A 22,530-nucleotide genomic window follows, 5' to 3' on the forward strand; every position below is an offset into this window, starting at 1 on the left:
AATCGCGGCCGGTTCACATGAGGTTTTTCCATGCACGATCCCCACAGCGAACGCATGAGTGGTAGTGAGACCCGCGCAGCAAGCGGTCTGGCCCTGGTGTTCGCCTTCCGTATGCTTGGCATGTTCATGGTGTTGCCGGTACTGGCGACCTATGGGATGGATCTGGCAGGCGCGACACCAGCCCTCATAGGGCTGGCGATTGGCGCTTACGGCCTGACCCAGGCGATCTTCCAGATTCCTTTCGGTTTCATTTCCGACCGCATCGGTCGTCGTCCGGTAATTTACCTGGGGCTGATCGTCTTCGCCCTCGGCAGCGTGCTGGCGGCCAATGCCGATTCGATCTGGGGCGTTATCGCCGGACGAATCCTGCAGGGCGCCGGGGCGATTTCCGCCGCTGTCATGGCCTTGCTGTCAGACCTGACCCGCGAGCAGCATCGGACCAAAGCCATGGCCATGATCGGCATGACGATTGGTCTGTCGTTCGCTGTCGCCATGGTTGTAGGACCGTTGCTGACCCGCGCCTTCGGCCTGTCCGGATTGTTCCTCGCCACGGGTGGCATGGCGCTGTTCGGTATCGTGATCGTGATGTTCATGGTGCCGCGTTCCACCGGGCCTTTGCAGCATCGCGAGTCCGGTGTCGCGCGCCAGGCGCTGATCCCGACGCTCAAGCACCCGGACTTGCTGCGCCTGGACCTCGGCATTTTTGTGTTGCACGCGATGTTGATGTCGAGCTTCGTTGCCTTGCCTCTGGCACTGGTCGAAAAAGCCGGCCTGCCTAAAGAACAGCACTGGTGGGTCTACCTCACTGCGCTGCTGATCTCCTTCTTCGCCATGATCCCGTTCATTATCTACGGCGAGAAGAAACGCAAAATGAAACGAGTTTTATTGGGCGCAGTGCTGACGCTGATGCTCACTGAGCTATTCTTCTGGCAGTTCGGCGATAGCTTGCGGGCTCTGGTGATCGGGACGGTGGTGTTTTTCACCGCGTTCAATCTGCTGGAAGCTTCATTGCCTTCGCTGATCAGCAAGGTTTCACCAGCAGGCGGCAAGGGCACGGCGATGGGGGTTTATTCCACCAGCCAGTTCCTCGGTTCGGCGCTCGGCGGTATCCTCGGTGGCTGGATGTTCCAGCATGGCGGTCTGTCGGTTGTGTTCCTGGGATGCGCCGGTCTGGCTGCCCTCTGGCTGGCCTTTGCTGTTACCATGCGCGAACCTCCCTACGTGACGAGTCTGCGCTTGCCGCTGTCGCCCGAGGCGATCCGCGAAGCGGGTCTGGTCGAGCGCCTGAAGGCTGTCGTAGGGGTAACAGATGCAGTGATCGTCGCAGACGAAGCGGCGATTTACATCAAATTGGACACCGAACTATTGGATCGCACCACCCTCGAGCGCCTGGTGAACAACCCGCCCGAGGCAGCGTGCGTAGCCTAGGAGAACGTTATGGCCCGTGGGGTTAACAAAGTCATATTGGTCGGCACTTGCGGCCAGGATCCCGAAGTTCGCTACTTGCCTAACGGTAACGCCGTGACCAACCTGAGTCTGGCGACCAGCGAACAATGGACCGACAAGCAAACTGGTCAGAAGGTCGAGAAGACCGAATGGCACCGTGTGTCGATGTTCGGCAAGGTGGCGGAAATCGCCGGCGAATACCTGCGTAAAGGCTCGCAGGTATACATCGAAGGCAAGTTGCAGACCCGCGAGTGGGAAAAAGACGGCATCAAGCGTTACACCACCGAAATCGTGGTCGACATGCAAGGCACCATGCAACTGCTGGGCGGCCGTCCACAACAGGGCGACCAACAAGGCGGGGGCAACAACTACCAGCAGTCCGCTCCGGCTCCACGCCAGCAGGCTCCACGTCCGCAGCAGTCGTCGGCACCGCAACAGTCGCGTCCAGCTCCACAGCAACAGGCCGCGCCTCAGCCAGCTCCGGATTTCGACAGCTTTGATGACGATATCCCGTTCTAAACAGCGGCGATTCAGTTAGTGATAAAAAAAGCGAAGCCATCAGGCTTCGCTTTTTTGTGGGCGCTATTAACGGGATGAGGCGGTCACGTTGGCCCGTGCTGAGTGCAGCTTCTTGTAGCTGTCGATCAACCGCAGGTGCCGGTCGAGCCCCTCGAGTTTCATGCTGGTCGGCGTCAAGCCATGGAAACGCACGCTGCCGTCTACCGAGCCGATGGCTGCTTGCGTGCGCTCGTTGCCAAACATCCGGCGGAAATTGGCCTCGTAGTCTTCCAGTTCCAGATCTTCGTCCAGCTTCATTTCCAGCACCACATTGACGGCCTGGTAGAACAAACCACGTTCAACCGTGTTGTCGTTGTACTGCAGGAACATTTCTACCGCCTCTTTTGCCTCTTCATATTGCTGCAAGGCGAGATAGATCAGCAGTTTCAACTCCAGGATCGTCAGCTGACCCCACGCCGTGTTGTCGTCGAACTCGATGCCGATCAAGGAGGTGATGTCGGTGTAATCGTCCAGCTCACTTTCCACCAGACGCTCAACCAGCGATCGCAGCTCTTCTTCGTCCAGGCGATGCAGGTTGAGGATATCGGCGCGGAAGAACAGCGCTTTGTTGGTGTTATCCCAGATCAGATCGTCCGCAGGATAGATTTCCGAATAGTCCGGTACGAGGATGCGGCACGCCGTCGCGCCGATATGCTCGTAGACCGCCATGTACACTTCTTTGCCCATGCCTTTGAGGATGCCAAACAGGGTAGCGGCTTCCTCGGCATTCGAGTTTTCACCCTGGCCGGAGAAGTCCCACTCGACGAATTCGTAATCCGATTTGGCACTGAAGAAGCGCCACGACACCACGCCGCTGGAGTCGATGAAGTGCTCGACGAAGTTATTCGGCTCGGTCACCGCATGCCCTTCAAACGTCGGCTGTGGCAGGTCGTTGAGGCCTTCGAAACTGCGGCCCTGCAACAATTCGGTGAGGCTGCGTTCCAGTGCCACTTCCAGGCTCGGGTGCGCGCCGAAAGAGGCGAACACTCCGCCGGTGCGTGGGTTCATCAACGTGACGCACATCACCGGGAATTCGCCGCCCAGGGATGCATCCTTCACCAACACGGGGAACCCTTGCTCTTCCAGCGCTTGAATCCCGGCCAGAATCCCGGGGTACTTCGCCAGCACTTCGGCCGGCACATCCGGCAGGGCAAATTCGCCTTCGATGATTTCGCGTTTGACCGCGCGCTCGAAGATCTCCGACAGACACTGCACCTGGGCTTCGGCCAGCGTGTTACCGGCGCTCATGCCGTTACTGAGGAACAGGTTTTCAATCAGGTTGGACGGGAAATACACCACCTGGCCGTCCGATTGGCGCACGTACGGCAGCGAACAGATGCCGCGCTCTTCGTTGCCCGAGTTGGTGTCGATCAGGTGGGAGCCGCGCAGTTCGCCGTCGCGGTTGTAAATCTTCAGGCAGTATTCATCGAGAATTTCAGTGGGCAGCGCATCCTTGCGGCCAGGTTTAAACCAGCGCTCGTCCGGGTAATGCACAAACGGCGCGTTGGCGATGTCTTCGCCCCAGAACTGGTCGTTGTAGAAGAAGTTGCAGTTCAGACGCTCGATAAACTCGCCCAGCGCCGACGCCAACGCGCCTTCCTTGGTGGCGCCTTTGCCGTTGGTGAAACACATCGGCGAGTGCGCATCGCGGATGTGCAGCGACCACACGTTGGGCACGATATTGCGCCACGAGGCGATTTCAATCTTCATGCCCAGGTCCGCCAGAATGGCCGACATGTTGGCGATGGTTTGCTCCAGCGGCAGATCCTTGCCCGCGATATAGGTGTGCGCCTCGGAATGGGAGGCAGGCATCAACAACGCCTGGGCATCGGCGTCGAGGTTGTCCACTTCTTCGATCACAAACTCAGGCCCGGCCTGCACCACTTTTTTCACGGTGCAACGGTCGATGGAGCGCAGGATGCCCTGGCGGTCCTTGTCGGAGATGTCCGCCGGTAACTCGACCTGGATCTTGAAAATCTGGTTGTAGCGGTTTTCCGGGTCAACAATGTTGTTCTGCGACAGGCGGATGTTTTCCGTGGGAATACTGCGAGTGTCGCAGTACAGCTTCACGAAATAGGCCGCACACAACGCCGAGGAAGCCAGGAAGTAATCGAACGGACCCGGTGCCGAGCCATCGCCCTTGTAGCGGATAGGTTGATCGGCGACCACGGTGAAGTCATCGAACTTTGCTTCAAGCCGAAGGTTGTCGAGAAAGTTGACCTTGATTTCCATGGGGGATTACCAGAATAACGGGCTAGACGAATTGGCCGCCATTATCCGGCTTTTCAGGCGTATGTCTTGTCGTTGTCGGATCCTGAGCCTGGTTTACGCCTGTTTCAACCTGACGCCCGATACACGGTATCGGGCGATTTATGCGCGATTTGCTGCTCAGTCGAGGATCAGGTGTGGCAAAAAGCGGCTCGAATCCTTGGTGATCAAGCTGTTGTCTTCCCGCACGCCAATCCCGGCCGCCTGGTCGCCAATCACCCAGGAGCCGATCAGCGTATAGCTGTCGCCAAATTTAGGCAGCGGCGCGAACTCCTGAAGGATAAACGGCGCATCGGTGTAGGGGCCGTCCTCTTTCACGATCAGACCCTCGGTCGTTTGCAGCTCGATGTTGGCGCCTTCGCGGGAGAAGAACGGCTTGCGCACCCAACCCTTGGGCACTGATTTATTCGGATCGGTGTCCAAGTGCGCCGCGAGCAGGTTCGGGTGACCTTTATTGAATTCCCACAGCAACGGCAGGATGCCTTTGTTGGAAATAATGGATTTCCACGCGGGCTCAAAAAACTGCGTATCACACTGGGCAATCGCGGCGCCGAAGGGCTCGTGGAAGATGAACTCCCAGGCGTGCAGCTTGAACAGGTGAGGAATCCAGCGATCCTCAAGGTCGACGAAGCGTCCGTCACTGGTCAGGCCGATGTCTTCAATATCGATGTGCCGTGATTCGATGCCGACCTTTTCCGCGACCAGCCGCAGGTAATCAGTGGTGCCCTTGTCTTCGACCGAGTGTTTCATCGAGGCGAAATAGAACGGCAGCTTCAACTGCAACTGGGCGAAAGCCTGATGCAGTTTGGTGTCGATGCTGTTGAACTGGTCAGCCTGCTTGGGCAGCAAACCGCGTTCGATGCATTGCTCCAGCCAGCCCCATTGAAACGCAGCGGCCTCATACAGGCTGGTTGGCGTGTCGTAGTTGAGTTCCAGCAACTTGGCCGGCCCGGTGCCGTTGTAGGAGAAGTCCATGCGCCCATACAGGTGCGGGTGGCCTTCGAGCCATGACGTGCGAATCATGTCGTTGAACGCCGGGGGAATACTCAGGCGTTCGAGCAATTGCTCGTTCTGCACCACCCGGGCGACCATGTCCATGCACATCTCATGGATCTCGGTGGTCGGGTCTTCCAGATCGTTTTCGATCTGCTTGAGCGTGAACTGGTAATACGCGCTCTCGTCCCAGTAGGGTTCGTCGTCGATGGTGTGAAACAGAAAGCCGAGACCTTCGGCGGTCTGTTTCCAGTCATGACGCTCTGCGCAATGGATCTTCTTCATGGCCCGGTCTCCTTAACTGCTCGACCCGCCGCCCCAGCCGCTGCGTGCGCTGGCCTTGCTGCCGAAGCCGCCACGCGACGTCGACGAGGCAACGGAAGAAACCGGCTTGCTGGCCGACTTGCTGATGGTGGAGCTGTAGCTGCTGCCAGATCGTGCCTGGTTGGAGCGGCCAAACGTTGAACCGTTGGCGACGCGTTGGCTGAGCGTTGAATTGCCGTAGTTGCCGCGATCATCGCGGTAGCGGTACACCGGCTGCGAGTAATAGCTGTTGCGGTTGTTGCTCAGCATGTTGCCGATCAACAGTCCGGTCAGCAGGCTGCTGGTGGAGAAGCCCGAACCGCCGGTGTTGGCTTCCGACGCCGGCAGTTGCGCCTTGGCGGCATCGACCTGGGACTGCGTCACCTCGCCATCGGCGGTCAGCTCGAAGCCACCGAGCCGGGGGATGAACTTGCCGGTTGAATCCTGCTGGCACCAGTCGGCGACGAAGTCGGCGTCACAATCGGCCTGGTTGTCGTACACCGGCGCAAGGCGGCGATGTTCGGCCATGGCGGTCATGTAGGCGTCCGAGCAGACGTCCACCGGGAGCTTTTCATCGGCGCATTGCTGAACGGACTGGAAGTTGTACTTCTTCTGCACCGCGTAGGTTTTTTCAGTTGGCCCGCAACCGGATATCGCCATGGCGACCGATGCGGCAAGCGAGAGCTGAACGTACTTGCTTCGTTTCATCAGAATCTCCGCTGCGCAATCAGTTCTGGGAAGGGGTCATGCACGCGGCGTTCAACATGCCGACGCTGATGGCCACTGCCGCGACATAAATGCCCGCCGCGATTTCACCTTTCTTGATGCGTTCCGAGGTGCCTTTGAGCACCAGGCTGGTCATCAGGAACGCCAGCAGTTGCACGAACGCAGCGATCACCGCCCAGACGACGAAGTCGAGCAGGCTGATCGAGTAGGCAATCACATTGCTCGCTGGAATGGCGAAGCCAATGATCGCGCCACCCAGTGCAATCGCAGCCGCCACGTTACCCGAACGGATCAGTTCGAACTCTTTGTGCGGGGTGATGCGGGTGTAAATGAACTGGAACAGCGCGAACAGCACGGCGGCGCCGAGGATGTACGACAGAAAACCGAGCACGGCGGCCGGGTTCAGGGAGATGGAGAGTGCTTCTAGCATGGACGGCTTCCTTGTTAAAAAGTATTCAGGTCGGTGGTGTACAGCGAGACGCCCAGCGACGTGCTCAAACTGATGGTGCCTTCGGCATCTTCTTCGACGGAAAACAGCAGGAATTCCCGGCGATCGGTCAGGCCGGTTTCGCGGGCGTACAGCATAGAACGGTGCTCGATGCTGTAGGACTCATCCGGATTTTTCAGCTGTTCGCTCAATGCCACCAATTCGGTCTGGCCATTTTCGGTGCCCCATTCGCGGGTGTATTCGACACCGTTGTGGGTGTAGGTCGGCAAGCCGATCAGGCTCTGCGGGCCGGCCAGTCGACGCAGTTCCGCTTCGCTGCTGATGGTGATGTAGCTGAGGTAATTGAACAGAATGACCGACTCGACCTGGCCAGCGATATCGCCGGTGGTGTGCACTTGCAGCCAGTATTCTTCGTCGTTCATGTAATAGCGCGACAGCCAGGTCGACTGCCCGAGATCGATGGTGCCGTTGCTCCAGATTTGCTGGGAGCCCGGGATCGTCACCGTGGAGTTGCCGTCGAGCAACAACTTCAGCGTCGTGTCGAACATCACCCCCTTGCCCAAGGCCAGGCCCAGCGGGCCAGTGGCGGGTGGCGAGGTTTCGTTGGCAGTCCATTTTGACGGGGTGTTTGTTGCCGTGTTCGGAGCCTCAAGCCCCATCAACTGTTTAAACCATCCCATTGGAGATCTCCTTCAGGCGAGTGGAGGCAATGTAAAAGAGTTCGCCGCCCTGAACGCGTGTGACGCAGGGCGGGTTGATTGAAGGTTGCTGCGCGCCTTTGGCGCGATAGCCGATGAGCGTGGCGTTGTGGCGCTGTTTCATTTGCGCGTACAAATCGCCAAAAGTCGCTTCATAGGTGTCGGGCAGTTTCATCAGGTATTGAGTGGCGCCTTCACCCACGCACAGCAATTCGTTGATGACCACTGACGAACCGGGGTCCTGGGAGGCGCGGACCAACATCTCGATGGCCATGCTTGAAGTGCATTCCAGGCTGGGCGCGTAGGCGCTGGCGAGCGCGGCGATTTCACTTTCATTGAAGTGTGCGACCACATGCCCGACCGGGTTCAGTTGATTGACCGCCAGCACGGTGGCCAGGGTCAAATCGTCTGACGGGGTGCGCACCAGCACGCGCTCGGCGCCGGGAACACCGGCACGCATCAACAATGCCGCGGAAGACAGGCTTTCACCTTTGATGAAGTCTGTCTTGCCCGGCATGGGGTTTTCTTCGAGGGTGCAATCGCAAATGACGATCAGGTTGTCGTTCGAGGTTTCGTCCGCCAGCAACAGTTCAATGACCCGCTCGCTGGACGCACCTTCCCAGCCGATGAGCACGGTATGGCCAACCTTACCGGTGAAATCGCCTTTGCCCTTCATGCCTTTTCTCCATGCATCGATAACACTGCTGGTGGTTTTGCCGATGGCCGCCGTCAGCAGCGCAATGCCGCCGAGCATGACCCAGGTCGCCACGAAAATCCGCCCGGCCGCTGTCTGTGGCGCGAGATCTCCATAGCCCACGGTCAGCGTGGTGGTGAGATAGAAGTAGGTGAACGTGGCGGGGGCGGTGAGGTGGTGTTCGCCCAGAAACACCAGGCCCAGCCAGGCCGTCGTCAGGTGTACGCCCAACGCAATCAGCAGGCCCGCCCACCCAAAACGGTGGAAGAGGGACGAGGCGTACATCCGCAATAAAAGAAAAATCGACATGGGGTCCCTGACTTCCGTGGGGTACTTATTCCTGCGAGGTAATTGCGTTGGCGCCAGAGTGCTCAACTGCGCTTACCGGGCGGCATTAAACCTGCTGCGCGGTGCGGATAAAAGTACTTTTGCGGCGATAAATCCGGCGAAGGCCCCGAACAGATGCCCTTCGAATGAAATGCCCCGGCGAGGCAGGAAGCCAAAGATCAGGCCGCCATATAACAGCGCCACGACGCCCGCCGTGAGCACATTGCTCCAGCTCTTCTGGAACCAGGCGCGCGCCAGAATATACGCCCACAGCCCGAACACCCAGCCGCTGGCGCCAATGTGTACGCCTGCAAAACCGAACAGCCAGACCAGCGAGCCGCCCAGCAGAATAATGATGGCGCTGACCGCCAAGAACCGATTGAGCCCTTCCACCATCACCAGCGTGCCCAGGACCAAAAAGGCCACCAGGTTGGCGCTCAGGTGCGAGAAGGACGCGTGCAAAAAAGGTGAAGTGACGATGCCGAGCAGTCCATGCACGGTTCGCGGGATCAGGCCGAATGCCATAAGGCTGTATCCGGTCGCCGCGTTGATCACTTGCAGCGCGACCATGAAGATGGCCAGGCCGGCGATTAGCTTGAAACCCTTCAGGGCATCCATCCTTGACCTCTACTCGAAAAAACTGAAACGCAATCCATTGTGGGAGCGGGCTTGCTCGCGAAGGCGGTGTGTCGGTCAGCAAAAATGCCGACTGATAGATTGCCTTCGCGAGCAAGCCCGCTCCCACAGGTTACCGAGTCGGTCACTCGGCCGATTTTTGCTTCAGGCGTTCCAGGATCGCATTGGCGCTGCCTTCGTTCGGCGTGATGCCGGCTTCGCGCAGTTTGCGTTCCAGGTCGGTGCCGGTCGATGCGTCGGCCAGTTCGTCCTGCGCTTGCAGTTCAGCGGCGCGTTGCTGCTGTTTGGCCTGCAAACGGTTCAGGGTACCGACGGCGGTTTCCAGCTTGCCGTTGGCGCCGCCGCTGGCGATGGAGGCACTGACCTGGGCTTTCTGTACGCTGTCACGGGCCTTGGCCATGTCCACTTGCTGGCGCAGGCTCTTGATGCGGTTTTCGGCCTTGGTGATGTCTTTGCGCATGTTTTCCGCGTAACCGCCGAACTCGGTGGCCTGCTTCTGCTCGACATCCAGTTCGTTGGTCAGGGTCGAAATTGCTTCGGCCACTTCCATTGCCAGGTCTTCGCGGTTGGCCTGGATCGAGGCCATGGCCTTGGATTCCAGGTCCTTGATTTTGGCGTTGTACTCGCTGACGCGGTCAGCCGACAGTTTGTGCTTGGCCATGATGGTGATCAGCTCACGCTTGGCGTTGGCCAGCGCGCTGTCGGCATCGCGAATTTCCTGGTCGAGGATGCGCAGGGCCTGCTGGTCGACGATGGATTCGCCCACTTCAGTGGCGCCGCCGCGCAGTGCGGTGAACAGTTTGCTCCAGATGGACTGAGTCATTGGATCTTCCTTTCCTGATAATTACTTGAAGAAGCGTTCGAAGGCTTCGCTGGCACGCTGGACGTTGTCGACCAGGGTTTTCACCTCGGTCACCACGTTGGTCAGGCTGGAGTCGGAACTCAGCGCGCCGAACATGTTGTAAACGACCTGGCCGTTGGGCATGGACTCGATACCGATCGAGGACAGCGGGAACATTTCCCGGCTGCGCAGCACGGCATCGTTGAAGGCTGGCACGTCGCTGATGGACTCGACGTCGACCAGAACGGTGTCGACGATGATCTGCTCACCTGCCACGGCGATGTGAATTGGCAGACCACCAAACTCGTTCATCTCCAGCTTCAGGCTGGGTTCGGCGCTCTGGATCAGGGAGAGCGTGATCTCTTGCGAAGCCACCTCATCAAGGGCCTTGAGGGCGTTGTAGAGGCTATCGATGTTCCAGTTGTTGCCTGCGCTCATGTAATTCTCCGACATGAATGAGCCAGCCAGAATCGGTTGGCGTAGCTGTTGCTCCATCTGCTTGAGCAAGCTTCGGTTTTCGGGAAGCACCCAAGATTCGTGTTTCACATAACCGGCGGCTGCCAGGCCTGCGCGCATCTGCTTCATGTAAAAGCTCGATGGTTTTTTCGCGGACGGTTTCGTGCGGCTTTGCATGGCAGTGACTCCGTTGTGAAAATCTCACGCGTGAGAAACCCTACGCCCAATATTCATCGTCATCAACGACTCACGCGTGAGTTTTTTCTACCAGGCGCCAAAAGGCCCGCTGCATGGCGGGCCCTGTGGTATTTCAAAGTGTTTCCCGACCGTCAATGAAGCTTGGGGTGCTCACATTTACCGAGTTTAATCACGCAGGAACTCATCGGTGGACACCACGTTGGCATAGGCAAAACCCAAGGCCGACATGAACGCCGCATGAACATGGGCGGCCGGCACGGTCAGACCGTTGAATTCCAGGTCACGGGTGGCACAGGCGTCATGAATCACCGTGACGCTGTAGCCGAAATCCGCCGCCGCGCGTGTGATGCCATCGACGCACATGTGGCTCATGCTGCCGACCACCACCAATTCGCTGATTCCTTGTTCATCGAGGATCGATTTCAGCTCGGTTTCGCGGAACGAGTTGACGAAGTGCTTGAGAACCACCGGCTCATTGGCGAGGTTGAGCACTTTGGGGTGCAGCTTTGCGCCTTCGGAACCGGGGGTAAAGAAGGGTGCCTCTTCGGAGGTGAATTCGTGGCGAATGTGTACCACCGAATCACCGGCCTCACGAAAGGCCTTGAGCACACGAACGGCGTTATCTGCCGCGGCGTCAGCGCCGACCAGCGGCCACTTGCCTTGTGGGAAGTAGTCGTTTTGGATATCAACTACGATGAGCGCTTGCTTGGCCATGACTGTTTCCTCGAAGTGCTTGTTGGGTGTGGAATGAAATATTGGGCCTGGCGGGCCGTCCGAGGATTGGCCGCACCGACAATAGAAGGGGGAAAACTGACAATGGACGCAGAAAGGGCAATCGCCGAACTGGGCGTGCTGATTTATCCCGGCGCGCAGATGGCGGCGGTGCATGGGCTGACGGACTTGTTCGATGTGGCTAACCGAATCGCCGCCGAGCATCAATCGGCGCGGTTGCCGCTGTTGCGGGTCAGTCATTGGCAGGTTGAGGGCGATCAGGCCCCCGTTCGGATCTTCGACAGTCATCCGGCTCCGGATTCGGCCTTGGTGGCCGTGTTGATCCCGCCGTCGATCGCCAGCTTTTACGCCGGTCAGGTGCCGCAGGCGTTGCTCCAGTGGGTTCGTCAGCAGCACGCGAACGGCGCGACCCTCGGCGGCATCTGCGTGGGCTCGATTCTATTGGCTGAAAGCGGCTTGCTCGATGGCCGCAGCGCCACCGCTCACTGGACCTCGGCCAAAGCCTTCGCCGAGCGTTATCCGGCGATCAAGCTCAAGGCTGATACGCCGATTGTCGACGACGGCGACCTGATCACCACGGCCGGGCTGATGGCCTGGTCCGAGTTGGGGCTGCGCCTGGTGAACCGTTTACTGGGACCGAGCATTGCGACTGGCACCGCACGCTTTCTGGTGGTGGAACACAGCGATAGCGCGAGCGAGTGCGGCAGCAACTTTGCACCGATTCTCAGCCATGGCGACGCCTCGATTCTCAAGGTCCAGCATTGGCTACAAAGTACCGGCGCGACCGATGTGTCGCTGACCGCCATGGCCGAACGGGCCGGGCTGGAGGAGCGCACGTTCTTGCGTCGCTTCCGCGCGGCGACCGGGCTCAAACCGACTGAATACTGTCAGCACCTGCGAGTCGGCAAGGCTCGGGAAATGCTCGAGTTCACCAACGGCACCATCGATCACATTGCCTGGACCGTGGGGTATCAGGACCCGAGTGCGTTTCGGGCGACGTTCAAGAAAATCACCGGGCTGGCGCCGAGTGATTACCGGTCGCGGTTTGGTGTGTCGCCGACGGCTGCAACCCCACGATAGCCAGATCACAGAAGAGCAAATGTGGGAGCGGGCTTGCTCGCGAATACGGTCTTTCATTCAACAGATAATTTGTCTGACACACCGCCTTCGCGAGCAAGCCCGCTCCCACATTTGATTACCGTTGAAGTTGAATCGTGCAAAATGCAGGAGCTGCATCAGCTGTCGTGCAGAATAAGACAGGCCTGATGCCATTACCCTTTTCACAACTCTCTGATTTAACGGTTGTTTGCGGCGCCCGCCGCTTGGCCTGATCTCTGCACCTTTCCCTCAACACTCATCAAGCGCCAATTGAAGGGGGACGCATGACCCCAACAAGCCGCAAAAAACTGGTGGTTGCCCATTCCGTGCACCCCGATGCGCCACAGCATGAAGTCGAAACCAATCGCGCCCTGGCCCGTTGGCTGGCGCAAATACTGGGTCTTAAATACGGCGGCAGTTTTGACCAGAAACTGCATAACGGCCGAGATCTTTATCTGCTACCAACCCAGACCCTGATAGGCGCCGCTGCCGCCCGGCAAATGGGCGTCAAAGGGCCGGAAGATTTGTGGGGCGGATACGTCGACCACGATTTCATCTGCACCAAAGCCATAAGCCATGGCTTGCTCAACAAGAATGCCTACGCCCCGCCAGGCTGGTCACCGCTGTTTTCCGAGCGCGTGCGCAATGTGGTGCTGGATGGCCTCAGCGTGTTCTCCCTCGAGGATGCGCGGCCCGCCGCCGAACACTTGCTTTACAACGGCCCGATCCGTCTCAAACCGGTGCATGCCTGCGCCGGGCGGGGACAGGAAGTGATTGAAAGCCTCGACCAGTTCGATGCCATCCTCGCCAGACCGGATGCCAGCAAACTGTTCACCGAAGGCGTAGTGTTGGAACAGGACCTGAGTGACGTGATCACCCACAGCGTCGGCCAGAGTTTTATCGGCGACACTGTGCTGAGTTACTGCGGTGATCAATACTTGATCGAAGACGGGCAGGGCGCGCTGGTGTACGGCGGTTCCAACCTGCTGGTGGTGCCGGGTGATTACGAGGACCTGCTCAAGCTGTCGTTGCCGGATGACGTGCGATTGGCGATCTGCCAAGCGCAGGTGTTTGACAGCGCCGCCAATGAAGCCTATCCCGGTTTCTATGCGTCGCGGCGCAACTACGACATTGCCCAGGGCCTGGACAGTAACGGTAAGCAACGCAGCGGTGTGCTGGAGCAATCCTGGCGCATGGGCGGTGCCAGCAGCGCGGAAGTGGCCGCGTTGCAAAGCTTCGTCAACGATCCGCGGATGCGCGCGATACGCGTGTCATCCGTCGAAACCTACATCGACCAGCCGCTGCCGGCAGACGCCATCGAGGTGTATCGCGGCCCCGCGGAAAACAGTGACTTTCTTCTCAAGTACGTAACGGTCAAATCTTATGACGGCTAGAAGCGAAACCATTCAGATCGACATCGACGATGAACAGATGAGCGGGACTTTTCTCAGCCCCAAATCCAAGGTCCCCGGCGTGCTGTTTGTGCACGGTTGGGGCGGCAGTCAGGAGCGGGACCTGGAGCGGGCCAAAGGCATCGCCGGTCTGGGGTGCGTGTGCTTGACGTTCGACTTGCGCGGTCACACTGGCGGCACCGGAATCCCACTGACACGCGTTACCCGCGAAGACAACTTGCGTGACCTGTTGGCGGCGTACGACCGCCTGCTCGCGCACCCGGCGCTCGACACCTCGGCCATCGCCGTGGTCGGCACCAGTTATGGCGGGTACCTGGCTGCGATCCTGACGTCATTACGCCCGGTACGCTGGCTGGCGCTGCGAGTGCCTGCGCTGTATCGCGACGATCAATGGCACACGCCCAAGCGTGAGCTGGACAAGGCCGATCTGCGTGATTACCGCAGCACGTTGATCCGCGCCGACAGCAACCGGGCACTGCATGCCTGCTCGCAGTTCACCGGTGATGTGCTGCTGGTTGAGTCCGAGACCGACGACTATGTGCCCCACGCAACCATCATGAGTTACCGCGCGGCCTGTCAGCAGACCCACTCGCTCACCCACCGGATTATCGACGGCGCCGATCACGCCTTGAGCGACCCGGTTTCGCAGCAGGCGTATACATCGATCCTGGTGGACTGGATTACCGAGATGGTGGTGGGTGAGCGGTTGAGCATTATTCAATCCCGCTGAGATTTGCAGTGCTCTCTCGACCATTCGCGAGCAAGCCCGCTCCCACATTTTGACCGCGATCAACCTGTGGGAGCGGGCTTGCTCGCGAAGGCGGCATCCGCCTCACCACATATTCAAGAAGGTTTCTTCGAAATCCGCAACGACTTGGCCTTGGCCTCCACCACCAAATACATCACCAACGTAATCAACAACGGCAAAATAAAATAAATCGCCCGATACGCCAGCAACCCCGCCACCAGGCTCCCCCGCGAAACCTCATGTTGCAGCAGCGCCACAAACACCGCCTCCAGCACGCCAAGCCCTGCCGGAATATGCGTGATGACCCCGGCAATCGCGCTGATCAGCAGCACCCCCAGCACCAGCGGATAATCCAGTTTGCTCGGCAACAAAGTAAAAATCACCGCCGCCATCAACGACCAGTTCAGCGCCCCCAGTGCCAGTTGCAGCACCGCCATGCGCAACGATGGCAGGTTGATTTCCACCCCGCGAATCGCCCATTCCCGGCGCTTTGAAAACCGGCACGCGGCCAGGTAACCCGCACTCACCAGCAGCAGCACCACGCCGACGCCTTGCAAGGCATCGCTGCTCAGTTTCCAGCCGGGCGGCATGCGCACCAGACCGCTGCTGAACACTGCTCCCGCAATCACCATGTAGCCGAACCAGTTGGTCGCCAGGCTCAGGCCGAGGATTTTTGCGATGTTGCCCTTGCTCACGCCCAGCCGTGAATACAGCCGATAACGCATGGCGATGCCACCCACCCATGCACTCAGATTGAGGTTGAAGGCGTAGCTGATGATCCCCACCGGCAGGATCTGTTTCCACGTCAGGTCCTGGCGAATGTAGGTGCGGCCGATCAGGTCGAAACAGGCGTACACCAGAAAACTCAACAGCGTCAGCCCCGACGCGATGATCAGTGTGCGCACCTTGAAATCCGCCAGGGTGTCGAACACTTCGTTCCATTCGAGACGCTGGGCCAGCATCGTCAGCAAAACGATCAACGCGAGGAAAAACAGCATGGTCAAGGGACGCTTCCAACGGCTCCATCGGGTTTTCGCCGGGTGCTCGGTGTGTGGGGTCGAATGAGCTTCAGCGCGGGACATGGTGATCGCTCCCGGTTGGGTGGCTGAAGGGTTTCAGGCGCGGCTTGTGCGCCGGCAGCCAACCCGCCCAGGCCGGGAAATGCCGCAGGAAGTGAAACACCAGAAAGCCCACCGTCATGTGCCAGATGCGTCCGCGCGGAGCGTTATCGACGGACATGGCTTTGCAGTGGTTGTCGCTCAGGTGTTCAAGGCGCTCGAACAGCGTGCGATTGAACGCACGGTCGCGGATCAGCACGTTGGCTTCCAGGTTCATCGACAGGCTCAGTGGGTCGAGGTTGCTCGAACCGACGGTGCTCCAGTCCTCATCCACCAGCGCGACTTTGCCGTGCAGCGGCCGCTCGCAATACTCGTGAATCTGCACGCCCGACTTGAGCAGATAGTCGTAGGTCATGCGCGCCGCGAGCTTGGCCACCAGCATGTCCGGTTGGCCTTGCAGGATCAGCCGCACATCGACGCCACGGCGCGCCGCGTTACGGATCTCGCGCAGCAAACGATAACCGGGAAAGAAGTAGGCGTTGGCGATCACCACCCGGCGCTTGGCCGTGCGCAGCGCAAGTCGGTAAACCTCTTCGATGTCGGTACGGTGGTCGCCATTGTCGCGGTACACCAGCCGGACCTGACCGTCATGATCGTTGAAGGCCAATTCCGAGCGCCGCTGCCGGCGTCGTTGCCACCATTATTTGGCACGGGCCGGGCGCCCGCATTGCAGCAGTGCGAAGTGATGAATGTCGGCCACCGCCGGGCCTTGCACCTCAACCGAATAATCCTGCTTGGCCTCGGGGCCGAAGTCGCCCAGGTGGTCGGCGGAAAAGTTGATCCCGCCGATAAAGGCAATCGTGCCGTCGACCACCACGATCTTGCGGTGCAGCCGACGGAACCAGTTGGTGCGAATGCCCAGGTGCTTCGGCGCCGGATCGAATATCTGGATGTGTACGCCGGCCTCGCTCAACGCGGCGAGGAACCCGGTGCTCAATTCGCCACAGCCAAAGCCGTCGAGACTGGCGGTGACTCGCACGCCGCGCCGGGCCGCGTCGATCAGCACTTGCTGCATTTCGTTGCCGACCTTGTCCTCGAACACGATGAAGGTTTCCAGGAGGATTTCAGTCTTCGCCTGGCGCATGGCCTCGAACACCCTCGGGAAATACGCCTCACCGTTTTCCAGCAACTCGATCCGGTTGTTGCCTTGCCAGCCGTAGTCGACATCGACCACGCTGGGCTCGCCGGTGGTCTGAGTTGTGGACAGATGTTCCACGCGGGTTTCTTCCATCGAAGGGATGCTCATAGTTCGATCTCCACCGACAGCGGTGCGTGGTCGGAAAGGTGTGACCAGGGGCGGGCGGCCAGCACCTGCGGACGGCTGGCCTTGAGGTTGCGCACGTAGATGCGGTCCAGTCGAAGCGCCGGCAGTCGCGCCGGAAAACTGCGCGCCGGTTTGCCGTGATGCTCGGCGAATACTTCGCGCAGGCCACACGGTTTAAGCAACACATCGGCGCGCTGGCGCCAGTCATTGAAGTCCCCGGCAACGATCACCGGCGCATCGTCCGGCAACTCTGCAAGGCGTCGGGTCAACAGCTTGAGTTGTTCGATACGATGGCTTTCACGCAGCCCCAAATGCACGCAGATGGCGTGGACTTCCGGGCCGTCCCCGGGCAGGCGCAGCACGCAATGCAGAAGGCCGCGGTTTTCATGGCCGCTGATCGAGACGTCGAGGTTGTCATGGCGAATGATCTGGAATTTCGACAGCAGCGCATTGCCGTGATCACCCGCTGGGTACACCGCGTTGCGGCCATAGGCAAACTGCGGCCACAGGGTGTCGGCCAGGAACTCGTATTGCGGCATCGCCGGCCAGTTGCTGTAGCGCATGGGATGCTGTTCATGGGCGCCGTGGACTTCCTGCAAGAACACCACGTCGGCGGACACGCTGCGTACCGCTTCACGCAACTCCGGCAGGATGAAACGCCGGTTCAGCGCGGTAAAACCTTTGTGCGTATTGACCGTCAGCACCGTGAAGCGGCGCACGGCGGTGAGGGTGGGTGACGGCTCATCCGCTGCGTCGAGCGACTCGGGAATATTCATGGCAGCACGCCTTCGGCCGCCGGCTCACCGGGGGCGGTGGCGAGTTCGTTGTCCAGATGGAAACGTTCGAGCAGGCGCCGCGCATCGAAGGGCGCGCGGACCTTGATGTCGTTATCGAAATAGCAGAACACCTCGCGGGATTTTCGTGCCTTGGGCTTTTGCCGAGGGGCGATCAAATGTGCGTCCGACGGTTGTTGGCCATGCACCCAGGCGTCGATCCGGTCGCCCCAGCGCTTCAGCGCCTGCGGGGTGTAGCCGCTGGCGTAGAGTTCTTCGGCACCGTGCAGGCGCAGGTAGACGAAATCGCTGGTGAGGTCTTCCCGGTACGGCCATTTACCCGCCGTATCAGCAATCACCAGTGCGGCGTTGTAGCGTTTGAGCAAACGGATGAACGCCGGGTCGACGAAGCTTTCGTTCCTGATTTCCACTGCGTGCCGTATAGCTTTTTTCTTGTACGCCGTGAGGCTGGCGTGGCCGTTCACGTGCGAATCGTGCTGGCGGGCGAGGGCGGCCGCTTGTCGGGTGTCGTGGGGTAATTGTTCGAGGAAGCTTTCGAACACATCGGCATCGAATTTGAAGTTAGGCGGGAATTGCCAGAGGATCGGGCCGAGCTTTTCCTTGAGCTCCAGCACGCCTGAAGCAAAGAAATTCGCCAGTGGATGATGGATGTCCCGCAGGCGTTTGATGTGGGTAATGAAACGCGGGCCTTTGACGCTGAAGACGAACCCCGGCGGGGTGTCGGCGTACCACTCCGCGTAACGTTCCGGCCGTTGCAAGGCGTAAAACGATCCATTGATTTCAATGCTGTTGACCGCCCGCGAGGCGAATTGCAATTCGCGCTTTTGGGTCAGCCCCTTCGGGTAGAAATCCCCCCGCCACGGCGCATAACGCCAGCCTGAAATACCGATATGAATCGCCGCCATGTCGCCTCCCGCCTGATGGTCCTCGGACAGCTGTGTCTTTTGATGACTGTCGGGCGGGTGAGAAAGTTTCGACGGGACTACAGACGGTACGGCACACACATATCCAATGTAGGAGTGAGCCTGCTCGCGATGACGGAGTGTCAGTCGACATTCACGGCGACTGATTCACCGCTATCGCGAGCAGGCTCACTCCCACAGGATTAATCAATGCCCGGCGACGATTCGGGTTGAGCCTTGATACACCGGTCCCAGCCGATCAAGCCGACCGCTCCACGCCGTTAGTGCCAATGCCACCAACACCACCAGACCCCCGATCCACGCGGTATGAATCAACCCCATGTGCGCAACGATCAAGCCACCACCCCACGCACCACCGGCGATGCCGAGGTTGAACGCCGCAATGTTCAACCCCGACGCCACGTCCACCGCCTGCGGGGTGTGATGTTCAGCCTGACGCACCACATACACTTGCAGGCCCGGTACGTTGCCGAACGCGACGGCGCCCCAGACCAGCACCGTGGCCAGCGCCAGCCATGGATTGCCGGCGGTGAACGTCAGCACGAACAGCACGGCGGCGAGTAAGGCGAAGATGATTTTCAGTGCGCTGATCGGGCCGCGCTTGTCTGCCAGTTTGCCGCCCCAGATGTTCCCGACTGCCACCGACACGCCGTAGACCAGCAACACCAGGCTGACCGTACCGGCGCTGAAGCCGGAAATGTCCTGAAGAATCGGCGCCAGGAAGGTGAACGCGATAAACGAACCGCCGTAACCGACCGCCGTCATGGCGTACACCAACAGCAGGCGCGGTTGCTTGAGCACCTGCAATTGCTGCAACAGCGAAGCGGGTTTGCTGTGGGCGATGTTGTTCGGCACGTAGATCAGGCTGCCAATGAAGGCGATCACGCCCAATGCCGACACAGCGAGGAAGGTTTCACGCCAGCCGAAATGCTGACCGATGAAAGTCCCCAGCGGCACGCCGGTGACCAGTGCCACGGTCAGGCCGGTGAACATGATGGCGATCGCACTGGCGGCTTTTTCCTTGGGCACCAGGCTGGTGGCGATGGTCGAGCCAATCGAGAAAAACACCCCGTGGGCCAAGCCAGTGACGATCCGCGCAATGATCAGCGACTCGTAGCTCGGCGCTTGCCAGGCCAGCAGATTACCGAGGGTAAACAGCACCATCAGCGACAGCAGCAGCATTTTGCGCGGGACTTTGCCGGTCAGGGCCGTCAGCACCGGGGCGCCGATGGCCACGCCTAGGGCGTACAGGCTGACCAGCAGGCCGGCGGACGGCAGGCTCACACCAAGGTCGGCGCCGATGGTGGGTAACAGGCCAACGATGACGAACTCGGTCGTCCCGATGGCGAAGGCGCTGAGGGTCAGCGCGAGCAAGGCAATGGGCATGACTGCAACTCCGGTGGGTTTGAGTGAATGGAGCGCAGTGTCTAGGGTTGGGTTGTGCAGAAAAATACCGGGGGAAGCATTTGATATTTGCGTTTAGGTCAAATATCGAGGGTGCTATACAGTTCCAGGTGGGAGCGGGCTTGCTTGCGAAGGCGTCGTGTCAGTCGACATATAGGTGTCTGATACATCGCTTTCGCGAGCAAGCCCGCTCCCACAGGGAATCGCGTAGTCTTTTATCCCGCGGCCAAAACCGAACTTGCCTGCCAATTTTCGATCAGCTTCTTACAGACTGTTTCAACGGAGCTCCCCGTTTTGCTCAAGTTCAAGACTGCGATATCGCTGGCGCTACTTCTGTTCACCTGCAGCCTGGGACTGCACGCGGCAACGCTGCCGGGCCTGCCGGCGACCAGCAGCGCGGCGACGCCAGCGGCTCACCCGGAACCACTGGTCCAGGGCGGTTTGCTGGGGGCAATCAGTTCGAGCATCGATGAGGTCGAGAGCAAACTTGATCTCAACGACGACCTCGTCGACGCCTGGCGACTGCGTGCGGATCGCGCGGCCGATGAAGTGGATCGACTGGTCAATCACCCCTCGGCGCGTTCCAGCTGGGGCGTGGTCGGGGATTTCCTGATTTTGTCCGGCGTGTGGGCTGGCGTCTTTGCGTTGCTCTGGCTGCTTGGCGGGATGCTGGCCCAGCGCCTGAGCCAGCACCGCTTGCTGCTCACCCGCGAACGCGGCCAGGCCGTGCTCGGTTATGTGTTGCCGTTCAGCCTTCCGGCGCTGATCAGCCTGCCGCTAACTATTTTTGTCAGCCACTTCCTGCCCGTGTCAGCTGGCCGGGCGTTGGCGTTGTGTTTCGCCTATGCCACTAGCAGCGGTATTTTCGCCGCCTCGCTGGTGCTCACATTGGTGGTCCTGTTCAATACGGGACACAAGCGCCGGGCGGTGCAGATCCTTCGTCAGTACAGCCCTCGGCCGCTGTTCGGGATCGGTTTTCTGGTCGCGATCAGCGATGCCTTGACCAGCCCGCAGATCGCCCATCAGTTGGGCAACAACCTCACCAGCGGCCTCGCAGTGTTGACCGGGCTAGGGGCCTCGATTTCCTTTGGTCTGCTGGTGATCAAAATGCGTCGGCCGGTCGCGCACCTGATCCGCATTCTGCCGTTGGCCCAACGCCTCAAGCAGCCAGCGTTGCGCGAGATGCTGCGGATTTTTTCGGGGCTGTGGTATTGGCCGATTCTGTTGATGGTGATGGTCTCGGTCATGAACCTGATCAGCATCAGCGATGACAATCAGCAAGTGCTGCGCAGCGCATTGTTCACTACCATTTTGTTGATCGCCACGGTGTTCCTCAGCACGACGCTGCATCACCTGTTCAAGACCCGCAGCGAGCAAGCGGCGCGTCGCAGCAATGCCTACAAAGAGCGTTTCCTGAGCCTTTCGCACGCCTTGTTGCGGATCGGCATGTCGATTGTGTTCATCGATATTCTGGGGCGGATCTGGGGGGTGTCACTCCTGGAATTCGCGATGAGTAACACGGTCGGGCGCGCGATCAGTGATTCGCTGAGCCGCATCGGCCTGATTTTCCTGGTGACCTGGATGGTCTGGGTGGTGCTCGACACGGCGATTCAGGAAGCCCTGAAACCACCGGTCAACAAACGCTCCGCACGCCAGCCGAGTACGCGGGTGAAAACCATCCTGCCGCTGCTGCGCAACGCGATCAAAATCCTGCTGGTGGTGATCTGTGCGATCACCACCATGGCCAACCTGGGGATCAACGTCGCGCCATTCCTGGCCGGTGCCGGGGTGGTGGGGCTGGCCATCGGTTTCGGTTCCCAGCAACTGGTGCAGGACGTCATCACCGGGCTGTTCATCATCATCGAAGACACCTTGTCGATAGGTGATTGGGTGGTGCTCGATTCCGGGCATGCCGGCACAGTCGAAGGCCTGACCATCCGCACCCTGCGCCTGCGTGACGGCAAGGGTTTTGTGCACTCGGTGCCGTTCGGCCAGATCAAGGCAGTGACCAACCAATCCCGGCAGTTTGCCTATGCGTTCTTCTCGGTGCAGTTCACCTACGACACCGATGTCGACAAGGCGATTGAACTGATCCGCGAGGCCGGGCATTCGATCAGCGATGACCCGTTTCTCAAGTACAACCTGCAAGGGCCGCTCGACGTATTTGGCGTCGACAAAATGGACCTCAATGGCGTGGTGCTGACGGCGCAGTTCCGTACCGTGTCGGGCGGGCAATATGCGGTGAGCCGGGCGTTTAACCAGCGTTTGAAAAAGCTTGTGGATAACAGCCCGTGGGTGCATTTCGCGCAGACTTATCCACAGCAGGTTTTGATGCCGAAGCGGCAGGTGGATGGGGATGGGGAGTTGGCGCAGGAGCATTCGCCGGTGTTGTTGCCGGATCAGCCGCGAACCCAGTGATTTGTGTTGGGGCTCATGGCCTCTTCG

At 59.6% G+C, this 22,530-nt stretch carries 20 protein-coding genes and 1 pseudogene; 6 read left to right on the plus strand and 15 right to left on the minus strand.

All coding sequences use genetic code 11. The features are described 5' to 3' along the window. Nucleotides 1-30 precede the first annotated feature (30 nt). Both EAH78_RS30740 and EAH78_RS30745 read left to right on the plus strand, forming a co-directional pair. Complete coding sequence (locus tag EAH78_RS30740; protein ID WP_140671922.1) at nucleotides 31-1,428, plus strand: MFS transporter; 1,398 nt, start codon at nucleotides 31-33, stop codon at nucleotides 1,426-1,428. Between the two features lie 9 nt (nucleotides 1,429-1,437). Next, nucleotides 1,438-1,965, plus strand: a complete 528-nt coding sequence (locus EAH78_RS30745; RefSeq protein ID WP_017341065.1) for a single-stranded DNA-binding protein — start codon at nucleotides 1,438-1,440, stop codon at nucleotides 1,963-1,965. Nucleotides 1,966-2,031: 66 nt separating this feature from the next. Here EAH78_RS30745 and EAH78_RS30750 read toward each other — a convergent pair whose 3' ends face one another. The 10 genes from EAH78_RS30750 to EAH78_RS30795 form a co-directional block, all read right to left on the minus strand. Beyond that, on the minus strand, nucleotides 2,032-4,236 hold the full coding sequence (locus EAH78_RS30750) for an OsmC domain/YcaO domain-containing protein (protein WP_140671924.1): 2,205 nt from the start codon (nucleotides 4,234-4,236) through the stop codon (nucleotides 2,032-2,034). Between the two features lie 156 nt (nucleotides 4,237-4,392). Next, on the minus strand, nucleotides 4,393-5,550 hold the full coding sequence (locus EAH78_RS30755) for a glutathionylspermidine synthase family protein (protein ID WP_140671926.1): 1,158 nt from the start codon (nucleotides 5,548-5,550) through the stop codon (nucleotides 4,393-4,395). 12 nt (nucleotides 5,551-5,562) lie between these two features. Then, on the minus strand, nucleotides 5,563-6,276 hold the full coding sequence (locus EAH78_RS30760) for a DUF1190 domain-containing protein (protein WP_140671928.1): 714 nt from the start codon (nucleotides 6,274-6,276) through the stop codon (nucleotides 5,563-5,565). A 19-nt stretch (nucleotides 6,277-6,295) separates the two neighbouring features. Further along, on the minus strand, nucleotides 6,296-6,724 hold the full coding sequence (locus EAH78_RS30765; RefSeq protein ID WP_123433352.1) for a DUF350 domain-containing protein: 429 nt from the start codon (nucleotides 6,722-6,724) through the stop codon (nucleotides 6,296-6,298). A gap of 14 nt (nucleotides 6,725-6,738) precedes the next feature. After that, entirely contained in the window at nucleotides 6,739-7,422 is a 684-nt protein-coding gene (locus EAH78_RS30770) for a DUF2491 family protein (RefSeq protein ID WP_140671930.1), read from the minus strand. Then, a complete protein-coding gene (locus EAH78_RS30775; protein WP_140671932.1) occupies nucleotides 7,409-8,443 on the minus strand; it encodes an ion channel in 1,035 nt (344 codons plus the stop codon). Before EAH78_RS30775 ends, EAH78_RS30770 begins: the two co-directional genes overlap by 14 nt. Nucleotides 8,444-8,515: 72 nt before the next feature. Next, nucleotides 8,516-9,079: a rhomboid family intramembrane serine protease gene (locus EAH78_RS30780; RefSeq protein WP_140671934.1), complete on the minus strand. Its 564-nt coding sequence runs from the start codon at nucleotides 9,077-9,079 to the stop codon at nucleotides 8,516-8,518. A gap of 142 nt (nucleotides 9,080-9,221) precedes the next feature. Next, nucleotides 9,222-9,920, minus strand: a complete 699-nt coding sequence (locus tag EAH78_RS30785) for a PspA/IM30 family protein (protein WP_140671936.1) — start codon at nucleotides 9,918-9,920, stop codon at nucleotides 9,222-9,224. A gap of 21 nt (nucleotides 9,921-9,941) precedes the next feature. Continuing rightward, a complete protein-coding gene (locus EAH78_RS30790) occupies nucleotides 9,942-10,523 on the minus strand; it encodes a YjfI family protein (protein WP_193560112.1) in 582 nt (193 codons plus the stop codon). A 234-nt stretch (nucleotides 10,524-10,757) separates the two neighbouring features. Further along, nucleotides 10,758-11,306, minus strand: a complete 549-nt coding sequence (locus EAH78_RS30795) for a cysteine hydrolase family protein (protein ID WP_140671940.1) — start codon at nucleotides 11,304-11,306, stop codon at nucleotides 10,758-10,760. A 102-nt stretch (nucleotides 11,307-11,408) separates the two neighbouring features. Between EAH78_RS30795 and EAH78_RS30800 the strand changes: the two genes are divergently transcribed. The 3 genes from EAH78_RS30800 (at nucleotide 11,409) to EAH78_RS30810 (ending at nucleotide 14,564) form a co-directional block, all read left to right on the plus strand. Next, entirely contained in the window at nucleotides 11,409-12,404 is a 996-nt protein-coding gene (locus EAH78_RS30800; protein WP_140671942.1) for a GlxA family transcriptional regulator, read from the plus strand. Nucleotides 12,405-12,706: 302 nt separating this feature from the next. Further along, a complete protein-coding gene (locus tag EAH78_RS30805) occupies nucleotides 12,707-13,816 on the plus strand; it encodes a DUF3182 family protein (RefSeq protein WP_140671944.1) in 1,110 nt (369 codons plus the stop codon). Next, entirely contained in the window at nucleotides 13,806-14,564 is a 759-nt protein-coding gene (locus tag EAH78_RS30810; protein WP_140671946.1) for an alpha/beta hydrolase family protein, read from the plus strand. Before EAH78_RS30805 ends, EAH78_RS30810 begins: the two co-directional genes overlap by 11 nt. Before the next feature lie 113 nt (nucleotides 14,565-14,677). Here the strand turns inward: EAH78_RS30810 and EAH78_RS30815 are convergent, their stop codons facing one another. The 5 genes and pseudogenes from EAH78_RS30815 to EAH78_RS30840 form a co-directional block, all read right to left on the minus strand. Beyond that, nucleotides 14,678-15,664, minus strand: coding sequence for a lysylphosphatidylglycerol synthase domain-containing protein (locus tag EAH78_RS30815; RefSeq protein WP_140671948.1), 987 nt, complete (start codon nucleotides 15,662-15,664; stop codon nucleotides 14,678-14,680). After that, nucleotides 15,651-16,946 (minus strand): annotated as a pseudogene (gene clsB / locus EAH78_RS30820) (cardiolipin synthase ClsB). Before clsB ends, EAH78_RS30815 begins: the two are co-directional and overlap by 14 nt. After that, nucleotides 16,943-17,740 (minus strand): endonuclease/exonuclease/phosphatase family protein, encoded by a 798-nt coding sequence (locus tag EAH78_RS30825; RefSeq protein WP_140671950.1) that lies wholly within the window; start codon nucleotides 17,738-17,740, stop codon nucleotides 16,943-16,945. The pseudogene clsB and the gene EAH78_RS30825 overlap by 4 nt, the downstream one beginning before the upstream one ends. Next, nucleotides 17,737-18,663 (minus strand): DUF72 domain-containing protein, encoded by a 927-nt coding sequence (locus EAH78_RS30830; protein WP_140671952.1) that lies wholly within the window; start codon nucleotides 18,661-18,663, stop codon nucleotides 17,737-17,739. Before EAH78_RS30830 ends, EAH78_RS30825 begins: the two co-directional genes overlap by 4 nt. Before the next feature lie 204 nt (nucleotides 18,664-18,867). Further along, entirely contained in the window at nucleotides 18,868-20,067 is a 1,200-nt protein-coding gene (locus tag EAH78_RS30840) for an MFS transporter (RefSeq protein WP_140671956.1), read from the minus strand. A 312-nt stretch (nucleotides 20,068-20,379) separates the two neighbouring features. Between EAH78_RS30840 and EAH78_RS30845 the strand changes: the two genes are divergently transcribed. Continuing rightward, the gene (locus EAH78_RS30845; RefSeq protein ID WP_140671958.1) at nucleotides 20,380-22,503 is read left to right on the plus strand and encodes a mechanosensitive ion channel family protein; all 2,124 of its coding nucleotides are present in this window, start codon (nucleotides 20,380-20,382) and stop codon (nucleotides 22,501-22,503) included. Nucleotides 22,504-22,530: the final 27 nt, after the last annotated feature.

It is taken from the genome of Pseudomonas arsenicoxydans, from assembly GCF_006438915.1.
GTDB lineage: Bacteria > Pseudomonadota > Gammaproteobacteria > Pseudomonadales > Pseudomonadaceae > Aquipseudomonas > Aquipseudomonas arsenicoxydans_A.

Coding starts and splice junctions, on each gene's coding strand:
- EAH78_RS30775 (WP_140671932.1), bottom strand. CDS start 8,443: ATGTCGATTTTTCTTTTATTGCGGATGTACGCCTCGTCCCTCTTCCAC.
- EAH78_RS30760 (WP_140671928.1), bottom strand. CDS start 6,276: ATGAAACGAAGCAAGTACGTTCAGCTCTCGCTTGCCGCATCGGTCGCC.
- EAH78_RS30770 (WP_140671930.1), bottom strand. CDS start 7,422: ATGGGATGGTTTAAACAGTTGATGGGGCTTGAGGCTCCGAACACGGCA.
- EAH78_RS30780 (WP_140671934.1), bottom strand. CDS start 9,079: ATGGATGCCCTGAAGGGTTTCAAGCTAATCGCCGGCCTGGCCATCTTC.
- EAH78_RS30745 (WP_017341065.1), top strand. CDS start 1,438: ATGGCCCGTGGGGTTAACAAAGTCATATTGGTCGGCACTTGCGGCCAG.
- EAH78_RS30755 (WP_140671926.1), bottom strand. CDS start 5,550: ATGAAGAAGATCCATTGCGCAGAGCGTCATGACTGGAAACAGACCGCC.
- EAH78_RS30830 (WP_140671952.1), bottom strand. CDS start 18,663: ATGGCGGCGATTCATATCGGTATTTCAGGCTGGCGTTATGCGCCGTGG.
- EAH78_RS30740 (WP_140671922.1), top strand. CDS start 31: ATGCACGATCCCCACAGCGAACGCATGAGTGGTAGTGAGACCCGCGCA.
- EAH78_RS30840 (WP_140671956.1), bottom strand. CDS start 20,067: ATGCCCATTGCCTTGCTCGCGCTGACCCTCAGCGCCTTCGCCATCGGG.
- EAH78_RS30765 (WP_123433352.1), bottom strand. CDS start 6,724: ATGCTAGAAGCACTCTCCATCTCCCTGAACCCGGCCGCCGTGCTCGGT.
- EAH78_RS30790 (WP_193560112.1), bottom strand. CDS start 10,523: ATGAAGCAGATGCGCGCAGGCCTGGCAGCCGCCGGTTATGTGAAACAC.
- EAH78_RS30800 (WP_140671942.1), top strand. CDS start 11,409: ATGGACGCAGAAAGGGCAATCGCCGAACTGGGCGTGCTGATTTATCCC.
- EAH78_RS30795 (WP_140671940.1), bottom strand. CDS start 11,306: ATGGCCAAGCAAGCGCTCATCGTAGTTGATATCCAAAACGACTACTTC.
- EAH78_RS30810 (WP_140671946.1), top strand. CDS start 13,806: ATGACGGCTAGAAGCGAAACCATTCAGATCGACATCGACGATGAACAG.
- EAH78_RS30815 (WP_140671948.1), bottom strand. CDS start 15,664: ATGTCCCGCGCTGAAGCTCATTCGACCCCACACACCGAGCACCCGGCG.
- EAH78_RS30750 (WP_140671924.1), bottom strand. CDS start 4,236: ATGGAAATCAAGGTCAACTTTCTCGACAACCTTCGGCTTGAAGCAAAG.
- EAH78_RS30825 (WP_140671950.1), bottom strand. CDS start 17,740: ATGAATATTCCCGAGTCGCTCGACGCAGCGGATGAGCCGTCACCCACC.
- EAH78_RS30805 (WP_140671944.1), top strand. CDS start 12,707: ATGACCCCAACAAGCCGCAAAAAACTGGTGGTTGCCCATTCCGTGCAC.
- EAH78_RS30785 (WP_140671936.1), bottom strand. CDS start 9,920: ATGACTCAGTCCATCTGGAGCAAACTGTTCACCGCACTGCGCGGCGGC.